Consider the following 21,679-nt stretch of genomic DNA (forward strand, 5'->3'; position numbering starts at 1 on the left):
GTTTTTTATATGACAGAAGACATTGTTTTTTTTAGATTGTTATTACTTTATAACAATGGAAAAGTAGTGAAAAAAATACTTATTGCGGGGATACTGGGATTTGGATTGGCGGGGTATACTGCTATTCAAGTCAACAATACGACTGGATTTAATCCAGATTCAATTAAACAGGTGTGTATTATTCATAATCCGAAAGTCATAATTAAGGATTTTGACAAATTAGTAGAAAAAAGTTTTGCTAGATATAACATCCTGGCTGAAACACATCAAGAAACAGATAATTTAAGTTTCTGTCAAACTACACTAAATTATACAGCGCTAAGATCTTGGGATGTGGTTCCTTATATGGTGTCTGCGCAATTTAATTTAATACAAAATGGTCGTCAGGTATCAGAAGCATCCTTTAGATTAAAAGGAAATGGCGGGTTGGCTCTGAATAAATGGAGAAGCACCGAGACTAAAATCAATGAGCTAGTCGATCAATTATTAAATAAGGCTCCGAAAGAATAATTTAAGTTTTTATAAAGCCCAGATGTGCAAAAGCGAGAGTGAACTCTCGCTTTTTACTCTTAAACTATCTTACTGATGTAAGAATAATTTTAGAATTATAGTGCTACGATGTTTACAGCATTCGGGCCTTTTTGACCTTGAGTGATGCTGAATTCAACTTGTTGGCCTTCAGCCAAAGTTTTGAAACCAGAGTTAGCGATTTCGCTGAAATGAGCAAAAACGTCAGGACCGTTTTCTTGTTGAATAAAACCGAAACCTTTAGTTTCGTTGAACCACTTAACAGTACCTTTAACAGTATTAGACATAATACAATCCTATAAACTTTAATATTTTTTGGTTTACTTAAAAACCGGATGTTAACTTGAAAATATGAATGGAACTTTAAATCTGAAAAAACGAAGGATTATGACTAAAACTGCGAAATACAAAAAGATTTACCAGAACAAACTATTTTTCTAGTTGAGATAAAGAATACAGGTATATTTAAGAATGTGCAAGCTAATATTCAATTATTGAGGCTTTTTATACTCTAGAGTTGTAAGTAAATAATTATTTTTATTAAATCAATAATTTATATTTTGAGTCTGATGGTCTTTTTTTGAGTTAAAGCCATGGCCGGATTCTATTTAGAATATTTAAACCGCATTATTTGGAAAAATGACTTAAATTTTTCCAGATTGGACATTTTATGCATTAAAAAATATCTACATGCTGACTTAAAGCAGTCCTGATTATATTTTTATGGTTCTTATATAGGTGAATTCAGAACTTTAACAGGGCAATGAATGCTTAAAAGCATTATTTTTCAATTAAAACTGAATAAAGTTTGCTTTGTAGTGGCTTAGGGCGTATAAAGCTAATTCGTTGATGCGGGATGGAGCAGTCTGGTAGCTCGTCGGGCTCATAACCCGAAGGTCGTTGGTTCAAATCCAGCTCCCGCTACCAACGAAAGAATAAAGAGTTTATAGCCTAATCTACACAGATTAGGCTTTTTTTATGCCTTTCCTTTCAGTTTAAACTCGGATTTTCTCTATATAAAGGCCGCATTATTTCTTATTTTCTTTAACTTTGATTATGATAGAGGCAATAGGAGAAGGTTCATGAATAAGTTATTCACTTTAATGGTATTGGTTGCTTTGGTCGGTTGTGCTGAAAAAAAACCATTAACCGCTGAAGAGCAGTGGAAAGGCTATTGTACAAGCGTGGGAAATGCTGCCAATACAATTATGTATGATCGTCAAAATGCAATTGATAAAGCAGCTGCGTTAGAGCATGCCGGTAAAATTGAAGATGAAACCACAAAAACCTTTATCTTGGATATTATTGAACAGGTTTATGCGTTTCCATTGGCTGAAATTAATGCCGACCCAGATGCAAGTCGCAAGCAATTTAAGCAAAAAACCATAGAAAAATGTCTTGTGACTCCGCACGACAAAATGCCAGATTACAAACCGTTCTAAGGAACGGTTTTTTTTATTTATCTTTTATTTAAATCGTTGAAAATAGCCTAAGTATGGGTGGCATAAATTGTGACATTTGAGTAAATCATAAATATAGAAAAGCTTATATAAATAGTGAATAATGAAAATAACGACAAAAAAACAAAGGGGTGCTATATGGATGTTGTGGGTTATTTACATAATGCAGACCTGCTCTTGGAAGATGAACAGGGTGTTGTGGTGATGGGCGGGAGTCACTATGTACTCAGTTTGGGCGATAAAGTCTATCTTCAGCATATGATTGATCAAGAAACGAAGCTTTATCAGGTTCATATTTCGTTTGCCAGCGCAGAGCATGCTATGCTGCATGAAGATGAAATTCAGGTTAAATTTGAAGGCTGTCGCGATGATTTACGTGAATATATCAATGCAACGACAGTCCACTAAGGTTGAATGTTTTTCTTTTTTAAAAGAGGGCAACATTAAGTTGCCTTTTTTATGTATGAATTTCAGTTAAAAGTTAATTATCATCAGCATTAAAGGTGTACATTGGGGTGGGCGTGATTACTGAGTGATCAATATGGGCATCATTTAGATACTAAATAATGGACATCATAAAGAAACACTCTACTTGCATTAACTTTTAACTGGAATTTTAGTAAAATTTTGCAGTCCATATTATTTGTGAAGCTTTATAGAAGCTGGAATTCACAGATAATTTTTTAAAAAAGAGGAATAACACCGTGCTAGAAGCTTACCGCCAACACGTTGCAGAACGTGCCGCACTCGGAGTCCCACCGAAGCCACTTGATGATGTTCAAACAGCTGACTTGGTTGAACTATTAAAAAATCCCCCAGCTGGTGAAGAAGCTTTTTTAGTTGATTTGCTAGAAAACCGTGTTCCTGCAGGTGTTGACCAAGCTGCTTATGTTAAAGCTGCTTTCTTGGCTGCTTTGGCAAAAGGTGAAGCAACTTCTCCACTTATTTCTAAAGAACGTGCGGTTTACTTACTAGGTACTATGCTTGGTGGTTATAACGTAGCGCCTTTAGTTGCATTGCTTGACGACGCTGAACTTTCAGAACTTGCTGCTGAAGCGTTGAAAAAAACCCTTCTTGTATTTGATGCGTTCCATGACGTTGCAGATAAAGCAAAAGCGGGCAACGCAAATGCACAAGCTGTTATGCAGTCTTGGGCTGATGCTGAATGGTTCACTACACGTCCAGACGTTCCATCTGAAATTAAATTGACAGTTTTCAAAGTAACTGGCGAAACAAATACAGATGACTTGTCTCCAGCTCAAGACGCTTGGAGCCGTCCAGACATTCCATTGCATGCAAATGCAATGTTGAAAAACGTACGTGACGGAATCAACCCAGAAGTTCCTGGTGAAGTGGGTCCACTTAACCAAATTAAAGAACTTATTGCGAAAGGCAACCAAGTTGCTTACGTAGGTGACGTTGTGGGTACGGGTTCAAGCCGTAAATCTGCAACTAACTCTGTACTTTGGTTCTTCGGTGACGACATTGCTCACATCCCGAACAAAAAAGACGGTGGTTACTGCCTAGGTTCTAAAATCGCTCCAATCTTCTTCAACACTATGGAAGATGCTGGTGCGTTACCAATCGAGATCGACGTTGCTAACATGAACATGGGCGATGAAATCGTTCTTAACATTGATCATGCTGCTGCGAAAGTTTCTGCGTCTAAAGACGGTGCAGTGATTGCTGAAGCTGAACTTAAAACTCCAGTACTTCTTGACGAAGTTCGTGCGGGTGGTCGTATCAACTTAATCGTTGGTCGTGGTTTGACCACTAAAGCGCGTGAAGCTTTAGGTCTTCCTGTATCTACTTTGTTCCGTACTCCAGTTCAACCTGCTGCGACTGGCAAAGGCTTTACTCAAGCACAGAAAATGGTTGGTCGCGCTTGTGGTCTTCCTGAAGGTCAAGGCGTACTTCCAGGTACTTACTGTGAACCACGCATGACAACTGTAGGTTCGCAAGATACTACAGGTCCAATGACTCGTGACGAATTGAAAGACTTGGCTTGCCTAGGTTTCTCTGCTGACCTTGTTATGCAATCTTTCTGTCATACAGCTGCGTATCCAAAACCAGTTGACGTTCAAATGCAACACTCGCTTCCTGATTTCATCATGAACCGTGGTGGTGTGTCTTTACGCCCAGGTGACGGTATTATTCACTCTTGGTTAAACCGTATGCTTCTTCCAGATACCGTTGGTACTGGTGGTGACTCGCATACTCGTTTCCCAATTGGTATTTCATTCCCAGCGGGTTCTGGTCTTGTAGCGTTTGCTGCTGCTACTGGTGTTATGCCATTAGACATGCCTGAATCTGTTCTTGTTAAGTTCAAAGGTAAAATGCAGCCTGGTATCACTCTACGTGACCTAGTACATGCTATTCCTTACTACGCGATTCAAGCGGGTGACTTGACTGTAGAGAAGAAAGGTAAGAAAAACATCTTCTCTGGTCGTATCCTTGAGATCGACTTAACAGAAATGGAAACTGACTTAACTGTTGAGCAAGCGTTCGAACTTTCTGATGCTTCTGCTGAACGTTCAGCTGCTGGTTGTTCAATCACGCTTTCTGAAGAGAAAGTTGCTGAATACCTTAAATCAAACATTACAATGTTGAAATGGATGATTTCTGAAGGTTATGGCGATGCGCGTACAATGGCTCGTCGTGTTGAGAACATGGAAAAATGGTTGGCTAACCCAAGCCTTCTTAAAGCTGATGCTGACGCTGAATACACTAAAGTGTACGAAATCGATCTTGCTGACATTAAAGAACCTGTTCTTTGCTGCCCGAACGATCCAGATGACGCTAAATTGCTTTCTGACGTTCAAGGCGTGAAAATTGACGAAGTATTCGTTGGTTCATGTATGACGAACATCGGTCATTTCCGTGCAACTGGTAAGTTACTTGAGAAAGTTCCTGGTGGCGTACTTTCAACTCGTTTGTGGATTGCTCCACCTACGCGTATGGACGAACGTCAATTGATGGAAGAAGGTTTCTATAACATTTATGGTAAAGCTGGCGCGCGTACTGAAATGCCAGGTTGTTCATTATGTATGGGTAACCAAGCACGTGTAGCGCCGAACACTACTTGTGTATCGACTTCTACTCGTAACTTCCCGAACCGTTTAGGTCAAGGCGCTAACGTTTACTTGGCTTCTGCTGAACTTGCATCTGTTGCTGCTGTACTTGGTAAATTACCAACTCCAGAAGAATACCAACAATATGCAGCTCAAATTGACAGCATGTCAGCTGACATCTATCAATACCTAAGCTTCGACAAAATGGGCGAGTACACAGACGCTGCTGCGAATGTAGATACCAAGAAAATTGCTGCTGCTCAGTTGACTTAATTGATTGATAGTTAAGCAATAAGTGGTATAGGATAAGGGCTGATTAATCAGCCCTTATTTTTTATGACTTATTTAATATTTTTATTATTTATTGGGTTTCTATTCATGATTTATAAAATAAAAAATGGGATACTTAATTTTTTTAAAACTATATATTTAGATAGAGTATATTTATTTTTTATTATATTAATTATAATTTTTTGTTTTTTAGTAATTTATTATTACTTTGGAAGAGATATTCTTTACATCATAAAAAAAGCTTCTGATTATGAAGATTTTATGACAAACCGTGATATAAATATTTTAAAAAATGATGTAATCACTACAGCTAATCAAGCAGATAACTATATTGTGCATTTAGGATATATTGGTGATTATCTGACAGGAACAGTTGGGCTTAGTATTTCTATTATCACTGTATTTTTGGTTTTTATTACGTTTTATAATGAAAAAAGAAAGATAGAAAGGCAAAGATTTGAAGATCATTTGTTTCATCTGCTGAAAAATCAGAAAAGTAACTTAACCCAAATGAAAATTGAAAAAAGGATTTCTAGTCAGCATTCTGATCTTAAACTTAAACAGGGAGACTATGTGTCTGAAAAAGCAGTTCTTCAAATTTTTAGAGAATTCTTCAAGATCCGAGAAAAGGTTAAATTATCGAACGTTGGGTTGAATAATATAGAAATTATTAAAGTTAGCTATATATTTTTATACTATGGTCTTGGTGAGCGTAGTTTTAATATTGTGGAAAATTTATTAGATGATGATGGTAAATTAGACAAAAAGCAACAAGCACGATTATTCGATATTTTTACAGATGGGAAAATAAAAAATAAGGTAAGAGAGAAGTATGCCCTAAATAAAGATATAAAATTGTCTAGCTTGGAACAAGAAATTAAAAAAATCACAGAAAATAACTTATATCGTAAAGAAATTTCTGAGTATTTAAACTACCCAGCAGTAGGTGGACATCAAACACGCTTAGATCATTATTTTGCAAATTTATTATTCTGTTTCGATTTAATTAATGAACAAAAAAAGTATATGTTAGAAGATGACTTGAAAATATATAAAAAGGAATTGATGTCACAGTTAAATGTGTATGAAAAGATTTTATTGCTAATACACAGTACTAGTCCAATGGGAGAGGATTTTCAGAATTATGTTCTAGAGTATGATATCAAAGGATACATTCCTAAGGGGATGATTAAAGAGGAAGAGTTTAATATTAGTTCCTATTTTGCTGAATTAGAAAATAAGTATAGGACGAAATAAATATTTATTAATTTAGCCCTCAGAAAATAGAGGGCTAAAATTTTTTGGTGGTAATAAACTATTTAGTTCGTTAAAGTTCTTACTATTTGAGATTCATTGTAAAAATGTCCAAACAATCCCGATTCCTCTGTATTGGCGGTTTCCTCAACGGAACTCAAGTTAAAGACCAAGGCGATAGTTTTGTCTGTGTCGAAAATGCCAGACAAGTCACTTATCACAAACGTGAAATTTTTCATCCAGATGCTTGGGATCACGGCTACTATGTTTGTGAAACTACCACAGAAAAACAAGCAAAAAATTGGGTTTACGATATTAAACCTAATTAATTATTCATCATTAAACGGATTTCAAATGCACTACTCAAATATGAAAAATGATTTGAGTATTTTTTATAAAAATAAAACTTGATAAATCAAGATTGATGAACCTAAAGTGAATTACTAAAAACAACAACTTACACAACATTTCTCTAGCTGAGATTTCTTACTTCTTTAATAAAAATGTATAAAAATAAAGCCAATAGGGAAGTGTTATGAATATTGAAATTGATGCCTTTGGCACCTTGGTAATTGCGGTATTTTTTCTTTTTATCGGACGTTATCTTGTTAGCAAAATTAGCTTCTTTAGAAACTATAACTTACCTGAACCAGTGATCGGCGGTTTAGTCGCAGCGATTACGGCTTTTATTCTCTATAAATTGTTTAATATCAGTGCCACATTTGATGCACAAATTCAAACCATCCTGATGCTGATGTTCTTTACTTCTGTTGGCTTAAGTGCAGACTTTTTGAAACTGAAAGAAGGTGGAAAATCGCTCCTGATCTTCTTGGTCTGTGTCATTTTATTTGTAGTCGTGCAAAATGCTGTCGGCATGAGTTTAGCCACAGCACTTGGACTTGATCCACTAATTGGCTTGATTGTTGGTTCCGTCACTTTAACTGGTGGTCATGGTACCGCCGGTGCCTGGGGCGAGGTTCTGGAATCTCAATATGCGATCGAAGGGGCGATTGTCCTTGGTATGGCCAGTGCTACGTTTGGTTTGATTATTGGTGGACTTGTGGGCGGTCCGGTTGCCAAGTTCCTGATTAAACGCAACCAACTGGCTGAAACGGTAGCGCAAGAGACCAATGAACAACAGCTCGAATCGCACATCAACACCGCACCCTTTGAATATCCAAAGAAAACCCGATTGATTACAGCCAGTAATGCCGTGTCAACTTTGGGTATGTTTGCCCTGTGTATTTTTGTCGCTAATCAAATGACTGACTTCAGTCAGGGAAGATGGTTTGAATTGCCCACTTTTGTCTGGGCTTTAGGCACAGGTGTGATTGTGCGTAACGTCTTGGAGCATGTGCTGAAAGTTGATATCTTTGACCGTGCCATTGATGTATTTGGCAATGCGTCTTTATCGCTGTATTTATCTATGGCTTTACTATCACTGCAACTCTGGTTACTGGCCGATTTGGCAGGTCCGCTCATTACCATTTTATTGGCGCAGACAGCGGTATTGATTTTATTTACCGCAATTGTGACCTTTAGAATCATGGGGAAAAATTACGATGCTGCGGTATTAGTGGCAGGGCATTGTGGCTTTGGTATGGGAGCAACACCGACAGCGATTGCCAATATTCAGGCGGTGACCAATAGCTATGGTCCATCACATAAAGCTTTTTTAATCGTGCCGCTGTGTGGTGCATTTTTTATTGATATTGTGAATGCTGTGGTGATCCAAAGCATCATTGCATTTTTCGGCTAAATGTTAATACATTTTAAATCATTCAGACAATAAAAAGCCCCATGGTTAGGGGCCGGCGTATACAGGTCAAGCCTATATACTGTAAGAGGCTCATCTCATACTGAGTGTATTAGAACACAGCAGCCTTTAAATAACCATCTAAATCTGACTTAAACAGCCAATTGTTGTGCAATTACTGGCCATAAATTCTGATGTGATTTTTTAAACATCAGCATATGGCCAATGGCTTTATGCTCATAACTTTTAGGCTTTAACTCGATCATTTCTGTCTGTGCTTTTGGATATAAGCGCAGTAGATCTTTTACGTTTGCAGACGTTGCAATTTCATCATCTGAAGACCAAAGCACCGTGATGGGGCAATCAATTTCAGCGTGATAATCTTCAAACACAGTTTTACCCATCGCATTCATGACATAACCGGGTTTGCTACAAAATTGCGCCCATTGTTTGGCCACATCTTTAGGCAGGTTTTCACCCATGCCAATGGCTTGGGTTGGACCATAACCTTTAGTAATACGCGCTAATGGGAAAATGACATTGAACATGACCGGAGCAAGCAGTTTGGTTTTACCTTTTAGGCCTTTCAAATGTCCAGTTGAACCAGAAACCGCAATCACTTTGGCAACTTTTTGATAATTTGGCACGATGCCTAAAAGCTGACCGCCGGCACTATGACCCAGTAAAATGACTTGCTCGGATTGTGTCTTACATAACAGGGTATCTATTGCCGCAGGAATATCTAGCTGTCCCCAGTTGACAATACTAGCCTCAGACTTACTTACAGGACCATGTAGAGAGCGACCAATACCACGGAAGTCAAAGCTTAAAACATCATAACCTTGGGTAGCCAACCATTCTGCAAACGCCTGATAAAAATGTTGGGTGATCCCCGTTGCAGGGCAAATTAAAACGGGGTAATTATTTTGACTGGAATTTTGTTTTGGGTAAAAACGTCCACTGAGAGAATATCCATCTTTACAGCTGATTTCTAATGTTTCAAAAATATTCATATTTAGAACATGCGTTCAATTTAACTTGTTACTACTGTACCCAAGTTCCACAAAGAAACTTGCATAAATCATGACTTTAAAGTCAGAATAGCACTCTAAAAATAAGGATATAAATCAATGGACATTGAAAGTTTAAATCAGTCTGTTTCGCTGGCCATCATATTTAGCGGTGTTTTTCTTTGGGTCGGCATGCTGACTGGGGTATGGAAATATTATCAAATACGCCATTCTGAACAGGCTCGAGCACATTATTACGTCGATATCGCGCATAGAAGCAGTTTACTGTATGCACCTGCCAGTTTAATTCTTGCAGTACTGGCATTTTTTTCAGTCTGGGCTGAGGGGCTTAACTTAATTTTCGTGCTGATCAATCTATTCTTTTTTAGTTTTTCAATTTTAAGTTATGTCTTACATGGCTGGCTTAAAGATACCAGCAACCAGTTTAAACAGCCACACCAGATGGGACGTTGGCATTTGCCAAAATGGATACTCGGCAGTGCGATGATTTTTTTGGTGATTGGGGAGTTAGGCGCGACAGCAGGGTTGTTAATGGGAGCAATAATGGGGCTGAATGGATTGTGATTAAGAGTATTTAACTAAATAATATTTATAATTTTTGGGTTTTTCTTTTCTGTTTTTTCTTTTCTGAAGATGGGTGATAGTCACCCATCTTTTATTCTGTAGTGTTAATTTGTTTCTGTTGGCGATACTTTTGATCGACCAAAGCCCAAATATAAAAGGCAACTGAAACAATAAAAGCATATAAAAAGTATTCAGGTTTTAAATTGTCTTGAATCAAACCATGAATAATAAGTGTCACGAGCAGAGCAGCAGTCGTACTCAAATAGGTGACCATGTTCTTATTTGCTTTTAGAGCGTTAATGAAGACTTCTTTATTGAAATGTATTGATAACATCTCCACCCCTCCTGTTGTTTTTGACTTAAACCTAATTGTTTTAGTCAGATTAGTCTCTATTGTTGTACTGCTTATTTAATGTTGTTTCAATAGCTATTGTCATTATTTTGTAATAAAAGCATGTTAATGCATAAAACCAGAGATGAATCCTATTTAAAATACAAAAAATATGTATTTTCAGGCCCTGAAATAACTATTGTTCATGGTTTAACTATGCAGTAAATAAGCTTTATTCGATAATAGTAGATAGAGATATATAAAAAGCAATATTGATGCCAGTAGCATGTATGTAATTCAGTATGGAGAAGGAGAAATAGAAGATTTTGCGGAAACAACGATGAATCATCGCTTAATATTTTTACATTAAAATGTATACAACCGGAAACTGTGCCAATAAGAGATGTAAACAATAAAACTCTGTTTGGGTAAAACACGATGTTTTATTGATCACGCTTAAAATCATGTTTGGGTAAAACTTGATTTTAATGACCTCAGCTTTCGGTTACTTTTTAACTCTGTCGATCACAATAGCAATTATCAGCACAATGGTGGATGGAATAAGCCATGCCAAATTTTGTGCATTTAAAGGTAAATGTTGAATGATGTCAGGCAAATTGAAACCTGCAACTTTAAGTCCATCCAATATGCCAAATAAAAATGCAATCGCGGTTACGGGCGCAACAACGTAAGCAGGTTTATTGAAAAACTTCCAGAAGAAGCTGAGCAGAATAACCACAATGGCTGGTGGATAAATTGCGCTTAAAACAGGTACAGACACTGCAATAAGTTTGGTTAAACCCAAGTTTGAAATGATGAACGAGAAGCCAACCAAAACAAAAACCAAGATTTTATAAGGAATTTTAGTCAGTCCAGAGAAGTATTCTGCACATGCACAGGTGAGACCAATGGCTGTAACCATACAGGCAAGGAAAATCATTCCGGTTAAGAATAGCGAGCCAATATCGCCAAACGCATGTTGTACATATGCATGCAGGATCACTGCACCATTTGCTGCATTTGGAGCAACATCGTGACTGCCTAAACCTAATTTGAACAGGCTTAAGTAAACTAGCGTTAAACCTACACCAGAAATCAAACTAGCGATTACTGCATATTTCGTCACCAGTTTCTTGTCTGTTACGCCACGTGAATGAATCGCGTGAATAATGACAATACCAAAGACCAATGCGCCTAAAGTGTCCATGGTTAAATAACCATTAACGAAACCTTCAGAAACAGGAGCAGTCACATAATTGTCAATTGCAGGTGGAATGAATCCGGCAGGAATTGCAAATGCGGCAATACCCAACACAGCCAAAGAAATGATCTTTAAAGGTGCAAGGAAGTGACCTACAGTATCAAGCAATTTATTTGGGTATAAAGACACAACAGTCACAACGGCAAAATAAATTGCACTGTAAATGAGCAGACTGCTACTTTCTGTACCAAAATAAGAAGAAAAACCGATTTCATAAGAAACCGTTGCTGTACGTGGAGTTGCAAATAAAGGGCCAACCGCTAAGTAACACACGACAGTTAAAATCAGACTTGCGATTTTACCTAAAGGAGAACTTAAATTTTGGATGGATCCTTCTACACGTGACAGCGCCATAATGGTGATAACAGGCAGACCAACTGCGGTAATGAGAAAACCTAAAGCAGCTAACCATACATGTTCACCCGCTTGTTGAGCGACAATCGGAGGAAAGATAATATTGCCTGCACCAATAAAAAGTGCAAATGTCATGAAACCTAAGGCAATAATATCTCTTGTACGGAGACTTGTCATAGAGGGGAGATGGATTGACCAAAAGAGGCAATTTTAGAGGATAGAAAAGCATTTGGGTACCTTATTTTATTTAGGTTATGGCTTTTATTTATATTGATATATTAATTTATGAATATAAAGCTGAATTGAGGTTGATTTATATTATTGATTATTGAATGAAAATTAGAGAATATTAAAAAATAGTGTGCATTTTTAAATATTTACGTACTATTTTATTTTTTTTGTAATGACAGTTTAAGTGTATAAAAATCAGTCATTAAAGTCCTAAGATTACGGTGCTATTCGCTTTATGCACTGTAATTAAACAAAAAAATGGTAAAAGGTTTATAATCATAAGCCTTATTTATGAGGATGATGCAATGAAAGCTTCCACTATTACCATTAAAACTGAGCAAGATCTCGAGAAACTGCGTATTTCCGGGCGTCTGGCTGCTCAGGTTTTAGAAATGATAGGGAAGTATGTCAAGCCGGGCGTAAGTACAGAATATCTGGATGACATTTGTAATGATTTCATTGTAAACACTTTAAAAGTGATTCCAGCCAATGTTGGCTATTATGGTTATACCAAAACCACCTGTATTTCACCCAATGAAGTGGTTTGTCACGGTATTCCATCGCCAAATACCATTTTGCAAGAGGGTGACATTATCAATATTGATGTTGCGATTATTAAAGATGGTTATTTTGGCGATACCAGCCGTATGTATTATGTGGGTACAGTTAAACCAGAAGCTAAAAAACTGGTTGAAACCACCTATGAAGCGATGGTTGCAGGTATTCATGCGGTAAAACCGGGTGCAACGCTGGGTGATATCGGTTTTGCCATTCAGTCGGTTGCGCATCGTGAAGGTTATAGCATTGTGCGTGAATATTGTGGTCACGGGATTGGTAAGGTTTATCATGAACAACCGAATGTTTTGCATTATGGCCAACCGGGTCAGGGACTTATACTTAAAAAAGGCATGGTGTTTACCATTGAACCGATGGTCAACGCCGGTAAACCGCGTGTGAAAGAACTTAAAGATGGCTGGACAGTGGTTACAGCAGATCGCTCTTTGACTGCACAATGGGAACATATGGTTGCTGTGACAGACACCGGTTTTGAGCTTTTATCCCCTTGGCCCGAAGGTACAGGTTCTTATCCTACAATTTAATAGATATGATTTAAATGAAATAGATTGTTTTATACTTAAGTAAAAGGCAGTCTATTTTGTATACTAATAAAGTTTTAAAAACGATTAGTTATAAATTTAAGTATTTGTTTTAATTTAAAAAATAATTTCTCATATTTTTTTGTAAGATATTTTAAATATTAGATTTAACTGTATTTATTTTGTACTATATACATATAGATTCTAGCTGTAGTTTCTTTTTCAAAGTTTATAGGCTTACCCACCTCGGGTAAGCTTTTTTTTGCCTAAAATTTTAATTACATCAAGTGATATTTCATGCTTTGTTTATCAATATCATTTTTTGTCCTGTGCAGAGATGACTGAAATTTGTCAGCAGGTCACTTTAAATATTCAGCCATCATCCCTTACTATCTAATGATCAAAAAGTTAATGTTTGCTGAGCTGTTCAACTAAATAGTCGATAAAGACACGCACAGCAGGCAGTAGTCCACGGCGAGATGGATAAACGGCATGGAAAATACCATGGGGCGCTTTCCAGTTCGGAAGTACACGAACCAGTTCACCGCTTTGGACGTAGTCTTGCACAATGGTGTCTGGTAATAAGGCAATCCCGCAATTTTGTCTGGTGAGTTGCGCCAGCATCATTAAATCAGAACCCATCACCATGGGATTCACCTTGATTTTTTTCTGATTGTTTTTTTCATCATGTACCACAATATGCTGATCTAGATGTTCATCTACCATACTCAGAATTTGATGCTGGCTTAAATCTTCCGGTTGTTTTAATTCACCAAATTCATTCAGATAAGCCTGACTGGCAAATAGGTGCTGTTCGATATTTTCAAATTTTCGTAAGACCAGACTTGGATCCTCATCTAAATTTGAACGAACACGTAATGCGATATCAATACCTTCATTGATGACGTCAACACGGCGGTTACTGACAATGAGCTGAATTTTGATTTCAGGATAGGTCTTGAGGAATTGAGGCAGAATCTTGGCAATTTCATTCTGTGCGATGGAGACAGGTAGACTGACCTTAATCAAGCCGCGTGGCTGGGTACTCAGATGATCAACCAGGTCATGGGCGGCTTGCGCAGCATTCATCATGACTTGTGCATGGCGATAAATATTCATGCCAATGTCTGTCACTGCGAAATGGCGTGAACTGCGTTGAATTAATCGAACCCCCAAGTGCTCTTCCAGATTATAAACGCGACGACTGAGTTTTGATTTGGGGATATCGGTTGCGCGTTCTGCTGCGCTAAAACCCCCATGTTCAACCACCAAGGCAAAGCAATAAAAATCATCAAGATCAGACAGCATGTGAGAATTCCATTTATGCAACAATATATAGGATTAAAGGTTTATCGTTTCAGTTTGTCAATTTAATTTTTCAGATTTTAATTGTCTATATCATTGAGATAGCAAGGCTAAAGTGGAATATCTATATACAGGGCTTTTCTTTAATTTGATGGGTGGCTGCTTTGAGTTAAAACAAGGCTGGATTTCTCCATTCTTATGATGGCTTTTTATAAATATATGGATTTGAATAAAGGAAAAATGTCATGGAATTAAGGCATTTACGCTATTTTGTAGCAGTGGTTGAGGAGCAGAGCTTTACCAAGGCTGCTGAAAAACTGTTTATTGCCCAGCCTCCTTTAAGCCGTCAAATTCAAAATCTTGAAACTGAGCTGGGCGCTTTGCTGTTTGAGCGTGGAAGTCGCCCGTTAAAGCCTACTGCTGTGGGGTATTTCTTTTATCAGCAAGCGGTCAAGCTGTTAGCCAGTGCGGACCAGATGAAGTCGATCACCATGCGTGAAGGCATTATCAAAAAAACCATTACCATTGGTTTTGGCGGTTCACTGTTGTATGGATTATTACCCCGAGTGGTTTATTTATTTCGCCAGCAACAGCCGTATTTGAAAATCAAACTGGTTCAAATGAATGCGATGGAGCAAATAGACGCGCTTAAAGAGGGACGGATTGATGCCAGTTTTGGTCGGGTTAGAATTTCTGATCCTGCAATCAAGCGAATTTTATTGCGTGAAGAACCATTGATGGTCGCCGTGCATTCAAGTCATGCGCTTGCTGCAAAAAAACAAGGGGTCAAACTCGAAGAAGTTGTTGAGGAACATGTGTTGTTGTATCCGAATCTACCCAAACCGAGTTTTTCAGCCCAAATGAAAGGTCTATTTTCAGAATATGGTTTAGAGCCTAAAAATTTAACTGTGGTTGAAGATATTCAACTGGCTTTAGGTTTGGCGGCTGCAGGCGAAGGGCTGTGCATTGTTCCTGAGAGCGCCAAAACCGTGCAGTTTAAGCATCTGAATTATATTCCTATATTGGATGATGACGCCGTCAGTCCGGTCTTTTTGATTATCCGGAACGCTGATCACAGTGAATATATCCGTTCATTATTGGATAGTGTTTATCAAGTCTATGACCTAGAAGCCATCAAGTATGATCGTCAGATTTTTTAATATTGATCGATAGTGAATGACTCTATTTAATTGTTTAATTTAACTACTTTATTAAATTGCCTTGTTTTAGAAATTGAGCAATTTCGCGGCCGAATTTGATCGGTTCACTGATTAACGGCGTATGCCCAGATTTTTCAAAGATAATCTGTTTGGAGTTTTTTACGCTATTGGCAATTATTTTTTGCCCTGCTGCAGGATATAGCCTGGATTGTTCACCAATAAAAAAAGTGCTGGGGCAAGCAAGCTGTGCAATGGCATCACGATAGTCTTCTTGATGATGTAAATAATTATTCACATACCAGGCCAAATAGTCCAAACGCTGCATCGGTAAAACAAGGGACTGTAATTTTGGCTGTTTTAATGCCATTTTGACCACTAAAGGTGCAACTTTATTGCTCGCTTGAAGCTCAAGAAAGCCAAACCAGAGCTCCAATAAATGTTGTCGGGATGCTAGGTCTAGATCAGATAACTGAAGTGCATGAGGTTTTGAGGCAAGGAGCTGTGAAATCTCTGCCAAGAGCTGTTTAAATTTAGGCTGTTGCTGACTAAATAAACCGTATTGCCAAGTTTCATCCACCGAAATTTTTGGTGTTTGATCAATATGCAGATAACGGGTTAATTTTGTATTTAAATTACCGTAATGCATGCCATGCATGGCCGTGGTTGCACCCATGGAATAAGCAATCACCGAGAATTGATCTAATTCAAGTTGTTCAATCAAGCTGTCTATATCACGCCAATGACTGGAAATGGCATCCAGTTCAGGAATGCAGCAGTGCTGTGAGCCACCAAAGCCACGCCAGTCTGGAATAATGAATTTATGGTTCTTGGCTTGGGGATACAAGAAAGGAAGCCATTGCCAACTTTGCATGCCCAAACCTGACAGAACCAATATGGGCTGTCCTTGGCCAAATTCGCGGACAGAAAGTTGTTCGCCATCAGGCATACGGTAATGTGACATGGTTGTTTTCCTGGTTTATTATTGTTGATCGAATGCTTTTAATTGTGGAATCATGCTTTCTAACCACGAAATCCAGCCCATTTCCAGATCAATTCCAAGTTGCAGAATCATTTTATGAATAAACTGGGTTCGGTCCTGATCTTGCCCATTGGCGAAATCTTTTGCAAAAATAGTTTGGTAAATTTTTAGATTTTCTTTGTGTAAAATCAGATGCCGTTCCAGTTCAGGCAGTACAGTATTGCCGCCCAGTTGAGCTTCTGCACGCAGACGCACCATGAGTTCTTCACGTAACTGGGCAGGTGGGCTTTGTTTGACCATCCAGTCTGCTAATTCAGTACGGCCCAGTTTCTCAACTTGATAGGTTTTTTTTCGACTGGTCGAGTCATGCTCTTCAAGGGTTGAGATCCAGTTTTTTTGCTGCATGCCACTCAGTTCACGGTAAATCTGCTGATGCGTTGCATTCCAGAAGAAGCCCATGGAACGGTCAAAGCGACGTGCTAAATCAATTCCCGTACTGGGTTTTTCAATTAAGCTGGTCAATAAAACATGGGCTAAAGACATAAACGACTCAGTCAGTAAAAATTTACCAGATCATTATGCAACATGTTGCATAAAAATCAAATCTAGAATATAAATTATGCAACAAGTTGCATTAAGCACCCTATTCGCCAGCTCAAATGGCACGCCAAGGAGATCATATGTCTAATTACCCTCATTTATTAGCACCTTTAGATTTAGGCTTTACCACGCTTAAAAACCGTGTCTTGATGGGATCCATGCACGTGGGCTTGGAAGAAGCACCCGGTGGTTATGATCGTATGGCTGCATTTTATGCTGAACGTGCTCAAGGCGGTGTGGGGCTAATTGTGACTGGGGGAATTTCACCGAATGATGCAGGCTTGACCTTTGCCGGTGGCGCTAAATTAGACAGCCGTGAAGAAGCGGAAAAGCATCAAGTGATTACTCAAGCCGTGCATGATGCAGGCGGCAAAATAGCCATGCAGATTTTACATACTGGCCGTTATTCTTATCAGGCTGATCTGGTCGCGCCGTCTGCCATTCAAGCACCGATTAATCCAACCAAACCGCATGCTTTGACTACAGCAGAAGTGAATCAGACCATTGCAGATTTTGCTCACTGTGCCAAGTGGGCACAATATGCAGGCTATGATGGCGTAGAAATCATGGGCTCGGAAGGTTATCTGATTAATGAATTTATTGCTGCACGGACCAATCATCGTGATGATGAATGGGGCGGTAGCTATGAAAACCGGATTCGTTTCCCGATTGAAATCGTCCGCCGTACCCGTGAAGCAGTCGGTGAAAATTTTATTATTATTTATCGTTTGTCGATGCTAGATCTGGTTGAAGGCGGCTCTACTTTTGATGAAGTCGTGCAACTGGCAAAAGAAATTGAAAAAGCCGGTGCAACCATTATTAATACCGGGATTGGCTGGCATGAAGCACGAATTCCGACCATTGCCACCAAAGTGCCGCGCGCTGCATTTACTTGGGTAACCGAAAAGCTCAAAGGTTTGGTCAAGGTTCCACTGATTACCTCAAACCGCATTAATACCCCAGAAATGGCAGAGCATGTTCTGGCTTCTGGTCATGCTGATATGATTTCCATGGCGCGTCCAATGCTTGCCGATGCATTCTTTGTGCAAAAAGCAGAACAAGGCCGTAGTGATGAAATCAATACCTGTATAGGCTGTAACCAGGCCTGTCTAGATCATATTTTCTCGATGAAAATAGCCACTTGCCTGGTCAATCCACGGGCTTGTTATGAAACGGAACTGATCTTTAAAGAATCCACTGTGGCTAAAAACATTGCGGTGATTGGTGCAGGTCCGGCGGGGTTAAGCTTTGCCACCTATGCGGCAGAACGTGGGCATCAGGTGACTATCTTTGAAGCGGCCAATCAAATTGGTGGTCAGTTCAATATTGCTAAAACCATTCCGGGCAAAGAAGAATTCTATGAAACTCTACGTTATTTCAAACGCAGAATTGAATTACTGCCCAATATCCAGTTACGTCTAAACCATCAGGCGAGTTATGAGGAACTTAGCGCATCAGAGTTTGATGACATCGTCGTCGCAACCGGTGTGACTCCACGTCATTTAGAGATTGAAGGGATTGACCATCCTAAAGTGCTGACTTATCTGGAAGTATTAAAAGAACGCAAGCCAGTCGGTCAGCGTGTCGCGATTATTGGTGCGGGAGGTATCGGTTTCGATACGGCTGAATATCTAACCCATGAAGGAGACAGCGCAAGCCTGAATCCTAAAAAATTCTATAATGAATGGGGCATTGATACCACCTATGAAAATGTCGGTGGTTTGAAAGCAGCTGAAGTCGAACAATCCAATCGTGAAATCTATTTATTGCAGCGTAAGGCAAAATCAGTGGGTGCAGGCTTGGGTAAAACCACGGGCTGGATTCACCGTACCGGTTTAAAACACCGTGATGTGAAAATGGTGGCAGGTGTAAGCTATGAAAAGATTGATGATCAAGGCTTACATATCTTAGTGAATGGTCAGCCTACTGTTTTAGAAGTGGATCATGTGGTGATCTGCGCCGGTCAGGAACCCTTTACTGCGATGTTTGATCAACTTCAAGCGGCTGGCAAAAATGTACATTTGATTGGGGGTGCCAAAGAAGCCGGTGAACTGGATGCGAAACGCGCAATTCGTCAAGGTGCCGATTTGGCGGCAGTGATTTAGAAAATAAATAGACCTCTCCCTGACCCTCTCCTAAAAGGAGAGGGAATTTACTTAGGTTTTAAATTGGGAATAAATAGAATTCAAAAATGGATTTAAATAAAGGAAATAAAAATGGCTTTAACAACGACACAAGCATCGGTGCAACGATGGCATGAAATGCTACAAACAGGTGATATGTCTATCTTGAATGAGCTGCTTACTGAAGATGTGGTTTTTCGTTCACCGGTGGCGTATCAGCCTTATCCGGGTAAACAAGTGGTTTTTTTTATTTTGACCAATGTCATTCAGATTTTCGAAAACTTTACTTATCACCGTGAATTTTATTCAGAAGATGGACTGAATGTGGTACTGGAATTTTCTGCCAATGTCGGTGCAAAGAAACTTAAAGGCATAGACATGATTCAGTTTAATCAACAAGGTCAAATTATTGATTTTGAAGTGATGCTTCGTCCAAAGAGCGGTCTGGAAGCATTGGCTGCGCAGATGGGACAACGCATGGCTGCTTTTTTGCCCAAAGCATAAATTAGGGTGATATAGTAGGGATATAGATATAAACAGTCATGGAGTGGCATTTACTGAATATTTTCAGTTGCATCATTTTTAAGGTGGAGCGAATATGAAATTTTTAGTGAAAAAAATCAGTCTGTTGGCACAAGAAGTGATCGACCAGATTACAGGTGCAGAATTCCCTACGCTGTATTTCCATCCACAAGGTGAAGCACGGCAGATGCTCGATGTTTTACCGCAACTGAAACAGAAATATCGCCCAACGCCGTGGTTGTCAAATACGCATTTGCATTTGATGTATTTTGACTTGATTAAAAAGAAAACCATTCAGCTTAAATATGATGCCATTGAACAGTTGCATATGTCTGATGGCGGTATCACCGGTATAGCTTGGTATGGGCATGATCTTCCGCCAGACACTCCGACCATTATATTAATGCATACCCTGACTGGCACACCTGAAAGTATGTCGGAACTGGTACGTGACTTAAATAGGTATACAGGTTGGCGTGTAGCGCTGTGTTTGCGCCGTGGTCATGCCAATTTACCCATGCCGATCCCCAAAATTTCTATCTTTGGCTCAACTGATGATTTGCGTGAACAAATTCAGCATATTCAAGCAAAATTTCCAGATTCTCCTTTGTATGCCGTAGGTTCATCTGCAGGTACCGGATTGCTGGTGCGCTATTTGGGTGAAGAAGGTAAACAAACGCCCTTTAAAGCCGCGTTTGCACTTTGCCCGGGCTATGACACTGAACATGGCTTTAAAAATGTCCATCCTTTTTACAGCAAGGTCATGACCAGAAAACTGTTTAAATCTTTTATTTATCCTTATACGACAACCTGGGAAAAAACGGCATCTTTAGCACAGGTGCTGGCGAGTACCAGCCTGTTAGAATTTCAATATCAGTGTTTTGAACTGGCGGGCTATAGCAGCTTTGAAGACTATAATCAGGCAACTAACCCGATCCTGGTCTTTGAAAATGTCAAAATTCCATTGATGATTTTAAATGCAGAGGATGATCCAGTTTGCCATATTCAAAATTTTGCCCCTTATAAAGAAGCCATTCAACAGATGTCGAATATTATGGTGGTGACCACGAAAAAGGGGAGCCATTGTGGTTTCTATGAGGGCGTAAACCATACGCAATCATGGTCGGCACGGTTGATTGCAGACTATTTAATTGCGCAACATTACTAAATTTAAAAATGTGAGATTGAGTTATGAGTTAAAGCTTTGAAATGTTTTGATGCAATTGTCATTGGTCATACTGATAAATAGTTAGTATTTAAATCAGTATTTCTGTTATAATCATCTCAACAATAAAAATGACATGAAAGTGTTCTTTTTTTAAATTGATATAAGTCTTATTTAATCTGAATTATCAAAGTAAAGGTTGTTATTTTGAAATGCCAATGGTGGCGTTTCTGTATGTGTTGAAAAAATTGGTGTAAATGTTGAATATAATTGAAAATTTAGTAGCAAAATCTGTAAACGGTAGTGAAATTATTGTATCGCTGGTACCTTCAAAAAAAATGCAAAGTACTCGCGATGGGTTTAAATGGGTTGAAGTTGGTAAAAGAGTAATGCTTCAGTCTGGTGTTGAAATTGATTTGAACCTTGATGGTCGTAGCTTCTATACAGGTGTTAATGAAATGTTCCGATTCACCTCACGTGTGAATTAAACATTTAAATAATCACTGATCCAAATTAAAAACCGCCTTGATGGCGGTTTTTTGCTATCTGCTCATCTATTTACAATTGCTGTTTTGTATCAATAAAAAGTCTCTTCT

General features: G+C 38.7%; 21 protein-coding genes and 1 tRNA gene. 15 read left to right on the top strand and 7 right to left on the bottom strand.

Going from position 1 to position 21,679, the window contains the following annotated elements; genetic code table 11:
- The first annotated feature begins 66 nt into the window (after nucleotides 1–66).
- Nucleotides 67–510, top strand: a complete 444-nt coding sequence (locus tag ACU0NF_RS00935; RefSeq protein WP_445659876.1) for an Sbal_3080 family lipoprotein — start codon at nucleotides 67–69, stop codon at nucleotides 508–510.
- A gap of 95 nt (nucleotides 511–605) precedes the next feature.
- Here ACU0NF_RS00935 and ACU0NF_RS00940 read toward each other — a convergent pair whose 3' ends face one another.
- Nucleotides 606–815 (bottom strand): cold-shock protein, encoded by a 210-nt coding sequence (locus ACU0NF_RS00940; RefSeq protein WP_053577989.1) that lies wholly within the window; start codon nucleotides 813–815, stop codon nucleotides 606–608.
- 563 nt (nucleotides 816–1,378) lie between these two features.
- Between ACU0NF_RS00940 and ACU0NF_RS00945 the strand changes: the two genes are divergently transcribed.
- The 7 genes from ACU0NF_RS00945 (at nucleotide 1,379) to gltS (ending at nucleotide 8,363) form a co-directional block, all read left to right on the top strand.
- A tRNA-Met gene (locus tag ACU0NF_RS00945) sits at nucleotides 1,379–1,455 on the top strand.
- A 155-nt stretch (nucleotides 1,456–1,610) separates the two neighbouring features.
- Entirely contained in the window at nucleotides 1,611–1,970 is a 360-nt protein-coding gene (locus ACU0NF_RS00950) for a hypothetical protein (RefSeq protein WP_131317711.1), read from the top strand.
- A gap of 156 nt (nucleotides 1,971–2,126) precedes the next feature.
- Complete coding sequence (locus ACU0NF_RS00955; protein ID WP_131266365.1) at nucleotides 2,127–2,396, top strand: hypothetical protein; 270 nt, start codon at nucleotides 2,127–2,129, stop codon at nucleotides 2,394–2,396.
- A gap of 296 nt (nucleotides 2,397–2,692) precedes the next feature.
- A complete protein-coding gene (locus ACU0NF_RS00960; protein ID WP_445659834.1) occupies nucleotides 2,693–5,332 on the top strand; it encodes a bifunctional aconitate hydratase 2/2-methylisocitrate dehydratase in 2,640 nt (879 codons plus the stop codon).
- A 105-nt stretch (nucleotides 5,333–5,437) separates the two neighbouring features.
- Nucleotides 5,438–6,607, top strand: a complete 1,170-nt coding sequence (locus ACU0NF_RS00965) for a putative phage abortive infection protein (RefSeq protein WP_445659835.1) — start codon at nucleotides 5,438–5,440, stop codon at nucleotides 6,605–6,607.
- Between the two features lie 104 nt (nucleotides 6,608–6,711).
- The gene (locus ACU0NF_RS00970) at nucleotides 6,712–6,933 is read left to right on the top strand and encodes a hypothetical protein (protein ID WP_445659836.1); all 222 of its coding nucleotides are present in this window, start codon (nucleotides 6,712–6,714) and stop codon (nucleotides 6,931–6,933) included.
- A gap of 206 nt (nucleotides 6,934–7,139) precedes the next feature.
- Nucleotides 7,140–8,363, top strand: a complete 1,224-nt coding sequence (gene gltS, locus ACU0NF_RS00975) for a sodium/glutamate symporter (RefSeq protein ID WP_445659837.1) — start codon at nucleotides 7,140–7,142, stop codon at nucleotides 8,361–8,363.
- Nucleotides 8,364–8,512: 149 nt separating this feature from the next.
- On the opposite strand, the gene ACU0NF_RS00980 is transcribed toward gltS, so the two are convergent.
- Nucleotides 8,513–9,373, bottom strand: a complete 861-nt coding sequence (locus tag ACU0NF_RS00980) for an alpha/beta hydrolase family protein (RefSeq protein ID WP_445659838.1) — start codon at nucleotides 9,371–9,373, stop codon at nucleotides 8,513–8,515.
- Between the two features lie 117 nt (nucleotides 9,374–9,490).
- On the opposite strand from ACU0NF_RS00980, the gene ACU0NF_RS00985 reads away from it, so the two are divergent.
- Nucleotides 9,491–9,955, top strand: coding sequence for a hypothetical protein (locus tag ACU0NF_RS00985; RefSeq protein WP_445659839.1), 465 nt, complete (start codon nucleotides 9,491–9,493; stop codon nucleotides 9,953–9,955).
- Nucleotides 9,956–10,046: 91 nt separating this feature from the next.
- Here the strand turns inward: ACU0NF_RS00985 and ACU0NF_RS00990 are convergent, their stop codons facing one another.
- The gene (locus ACU0NF_RS00990) at nucleotides 10,047–10,289 is read right to left on the bottom strand and encodes a hypothetical protein (protein WP_171535857.1); all 243 of its coding nucleotides are present in this window, start codon (nucleotides 10,287–10,289) and stop codon (nucleotides 10,047–10,049) included.
- A gap of 502 nt (nucleotides 10,290–10,791) precedes the next feature.
- Nucleotides 10,792–12,078, bottom strand: a complete 1,287-nt coding sequence (gene brnQ / locus ACU0NF_RS00995) for a branched-chain amino acid transport system II carrier protein (RefSeq protein ID WP_445659840.1) — start codon at nucleotides 12,076–12,078, stop codon at nucleotides 10,792–10,794.
- 359 nt (nucleotides 12,079–12,437) lie between these two features.
- Here brnQ and map point away from each other — a divergent pair, with 359 nt between their 5' ends.
- Nucleotides 12,438–13,232: a type I methionyl aminopeptidase gene (gene map, locus ACU0NF_RS01000; RefSeq protein ID WP_445659841.1), complete on the top strand. Its 795-nt coding sequence runs from the start codon at nucleotides 12,438–12,440 to the stop codon at nucleotides 13,230–13,232.
- A gap of 405 nt (nucleotides 13,233–13,637) precedes the next feature.
- Here the strand turns inward: map and ACU0NF_RS01005 are convergent, their stop codons facing one another.
- Nucleotides 13,638–14,537 (bottom strand): LysR family transcriptional regulator, encoded by a 900-nt coding sequence (locus ACU0NF_RS01005; RefSeq protein ID WP_445659842.1) that lies wholly within the window; start codon nucleotides 14,535–14,537, stop codon nucleotides 13,638–13,640.
- Between the two features lie 242 nt (nucleotides 14,538–14,779).
- On the opposite strand from ACU0NF_RS01005, the gene ACU0NF_RS01010 reads away from it, so the two are divergent.
- Entirely contained in the window at nucleotides 14,780–15,694 is a 915-nt protein-coding gene (locus ACU0NF_RS01010; RefSeq protein ID WP_445659843.1) for a LysR substrate-binding domain-containing protein, read from the top strand.
- A gap of 43 nt (nucleotides 15,695–15,737) precedes the next feature.
- Here ACU0NF_RS01010 and ACU0NF_RS01015 read toward each other — a convergent pair whose 3' ends face one another.
- Nucleotides 15,738–16,655, bottom strand: coding sequence for an alpha/beta fold hydrolase (locus tag ACU0NF_RS01015; RefSeq protein WP_445659844.1), 918 nt, complete (start codon nucleotides 16,653–16,655; stop codon nucleotides 15,738–15,740).
- A gap of 18 nt (nucleotides 16,656–16,673) precedes the next feature.
- Complete coding sequence (locus ACU0NF_RS01020) at nucleotides 16,674–17,216, bottom strand: PadR family transcriptional regulator (protein ID WP_445659845.1); 543 nt, start codon at nucleotides 17,214–17,216, stop codon at nucleotides 16,674–16,676.
- A 137-nt stretch (nucleotides 17,217–17,353) separates the two neighbouring features.
- On the opposite strand from ACU0NF_RS01020, the gene ACU0NF_RS01025 reads away from it, so the two are divergent.
- The 4 genes from ACU0NF_RS01025 to ACU0NF_RS01040 all read left to right on the top strand — a co-directional run bounded on the left by ACU0NF_RS01025 (nucleotide 17,354) and on the right by ACU0NF_RS01040 (nucleotide 21,571).
- Nucleotides 17,354–19,378 (top strand): FAD-dependent oxidoreductase, encoded by a 2,025-nt coding sequence (locus ACU0NF_RS01025; RefSeq protein ID WP_445659846.1) that lies wholly within the window; start codon nucleotides 17,354–17,356, stop codon nucleotides 19,376–19,378.
- Nucleotides 19,379–19,489: 111 nt separating this feature from the next.
- Nucleotides 19,490–19,900: a nuclear transport factor 2 family protein gene (locus tag ACU0NF_RS01030; RefSeq protein WP_445659847.1), complete on the top strand. Its 411-nt coding sequence runs from the start codon at nucleotides 19,490–19,492 to the stop codon at nucleotides 19,898–19,900.
- 94 nt (nucleotides 19,901–19,994) lie between these two features.
- Nucleotides 19,995–21,086 carry a YheT family hydrolase gene (locus tag ACU0NF_RS01035; protein ID WP_445659848.1) on the top strand — a complete coding sequence of 364 codons (1,092 nt, stop codon included), beginning with the start codon at nucleotides 19,995–19,997 and terminating at the stop codon, nucleotides 21,084–21,086.
- Between the two features lie 254 nt (nucleotides 21,087–21,340).
- Nucleotides 21,341–21,571 carry a hypothetical protein gene (locus ACU0NF_RS01040; protein ID WP_067867009.1) on the top strand — a complete coding sequence of 77 codons (231 nt, stop codon included), beginning with the start codon at nucleotides 21,341–21,343 and terminating at the stop codon, nucleotides 21,569–21,571.
- The last annotated feature ends 108 nt before the right edge of the window (nucleotides 21,572–21,679 follow it).

This window comes from Acinetobacter sp. F16 (assembly GCF_052712855.1).

Coding starts and splice junctions, on each gene's coding strand:
- ACU0NF_RS00970 (WP_445659836.1), top strand. CDS start 6,712: ATGTCCAAACAATCCCGATTCCTCTGTATTGGCGGTTTCCTCAACGGA.
- ACU0NF_RS00990 (WP_171535857.1), bottom strand. CDS start 10,289: ATGTTATCAATACATTTCAATAAAGAAGTCTTCATTAACGCTCTAAAA.
- ACU0NF_RS01020 (WP_445659845.1), bottom strand. CDS start 17,216: ATGTCTTTAGCCCATGTTTTATTGACCAGCTTAATTGAAAAACCCAGT.
- ACU0NF_RS01030 (WP_445659847.1), top strand. CDS start 19,490: ATGGCTTTAACAACGACACAAGCATCGGTGCAACGATGGCATGAAATG.
- ACU0NF_RS00980 (WP_445659838.1), bottom strand. CDS start 9,373: ATGAATATTTTTGAAACATTAGAAATCAGCTGTAAAGATGGATATTCT.
- ACU0NF_RS01035 (WP_445659848.1), top strand. CDS start 19,995: ATGAAATTTTTAGTGAAAAAAATCAGTCTGTTGGCACAAGAAGTGATC.
- gltS (WP_445659837.1), top strand. CDS start 7,140: ATGAATATTGAAATTGATGCCTTTGGCACCTTGGTAATTGCGGTATTT.
- ACU0NF_RS01015 (WP_445659844.1), bottom strand. CDS start 16,655: ATGTCACATTACCGTATGCCTGATGGCGAACAACTTTCTGTCCGCGAA.
- ACU0NF_RS01040 (WP_067867009.1), top strand. CDS start 21,341: ATGTTGAATATAATTGAAAATTTAGTAGCAAAATCTGTAAACGGTAGT.
- ACU0NF_RS00965 (WP_445659835.1), top strand. CDS start 5,438: ATGATTTATAAAATAAAAAATGGGATACTTAATTTTTTTAAAACTATA.
- ACU0NF_RS01005 (WP_445659842.1), bottom strand. CDS start 14,537: ATGCTGTCTGATCTTGATGATTTTTATTGCTTTGCCTTGGTGGTTGAA.
- ACU0NF_RS01010 (WP_445659843.1), top strand. CDS start 14,780: ATGGAATTAAGGCATTTACGCTATTTTGTAGCAGTGGTTGAGGAGCAG.
- brnQ (WP_445659840.1), bottom strand. CDS start 12,078: ATGACAAGTCTCCGTACAAGAGATATTATTGCCTTAGGTTTCATGACA.
- ACU0NF_RS00985 (WP_445659839.1), top strand. CDS start 9,491: ATGGACATTGAAAGTTTAAATCAGTCTGTTTCGCTGGCCATCATATTT.
- ACU0NF_RS00950 (WP_131317711.1), top strand. CDS start 1,611: ATGAATAAGTTATTCACTTTAATGGTATTGGTTGCTTTGGTCGGTTGT.
- ACU0NF_RS00940 (WP_053577989.1), bottom strand. CDS start 815: ATGTCTAATACTGTTAAAGGTACTGTTAAGTGGTTCAACGAAACTAAA.
- ACU0NF_RS00955 (WP_131266365.1), top strand. CDS start 2,127: ATGGATGTTGTGGGTTATTTACATAATGCAGACCTGCTCTTGGAAGAT.
- ACU0NF_RS01025 (WP_445659846.1), top strand. CDS start 17,354: ATGTCTAATTACCCTCATTTATTAGCACCTTTAGATTTAGGCTTTACC.
- map (WP_445659841.1), top strand. CDS start 12,438: ATGAAAGCTTCCACTATTACCATTAAAACTGAGCAAGATCTCGAGAAA.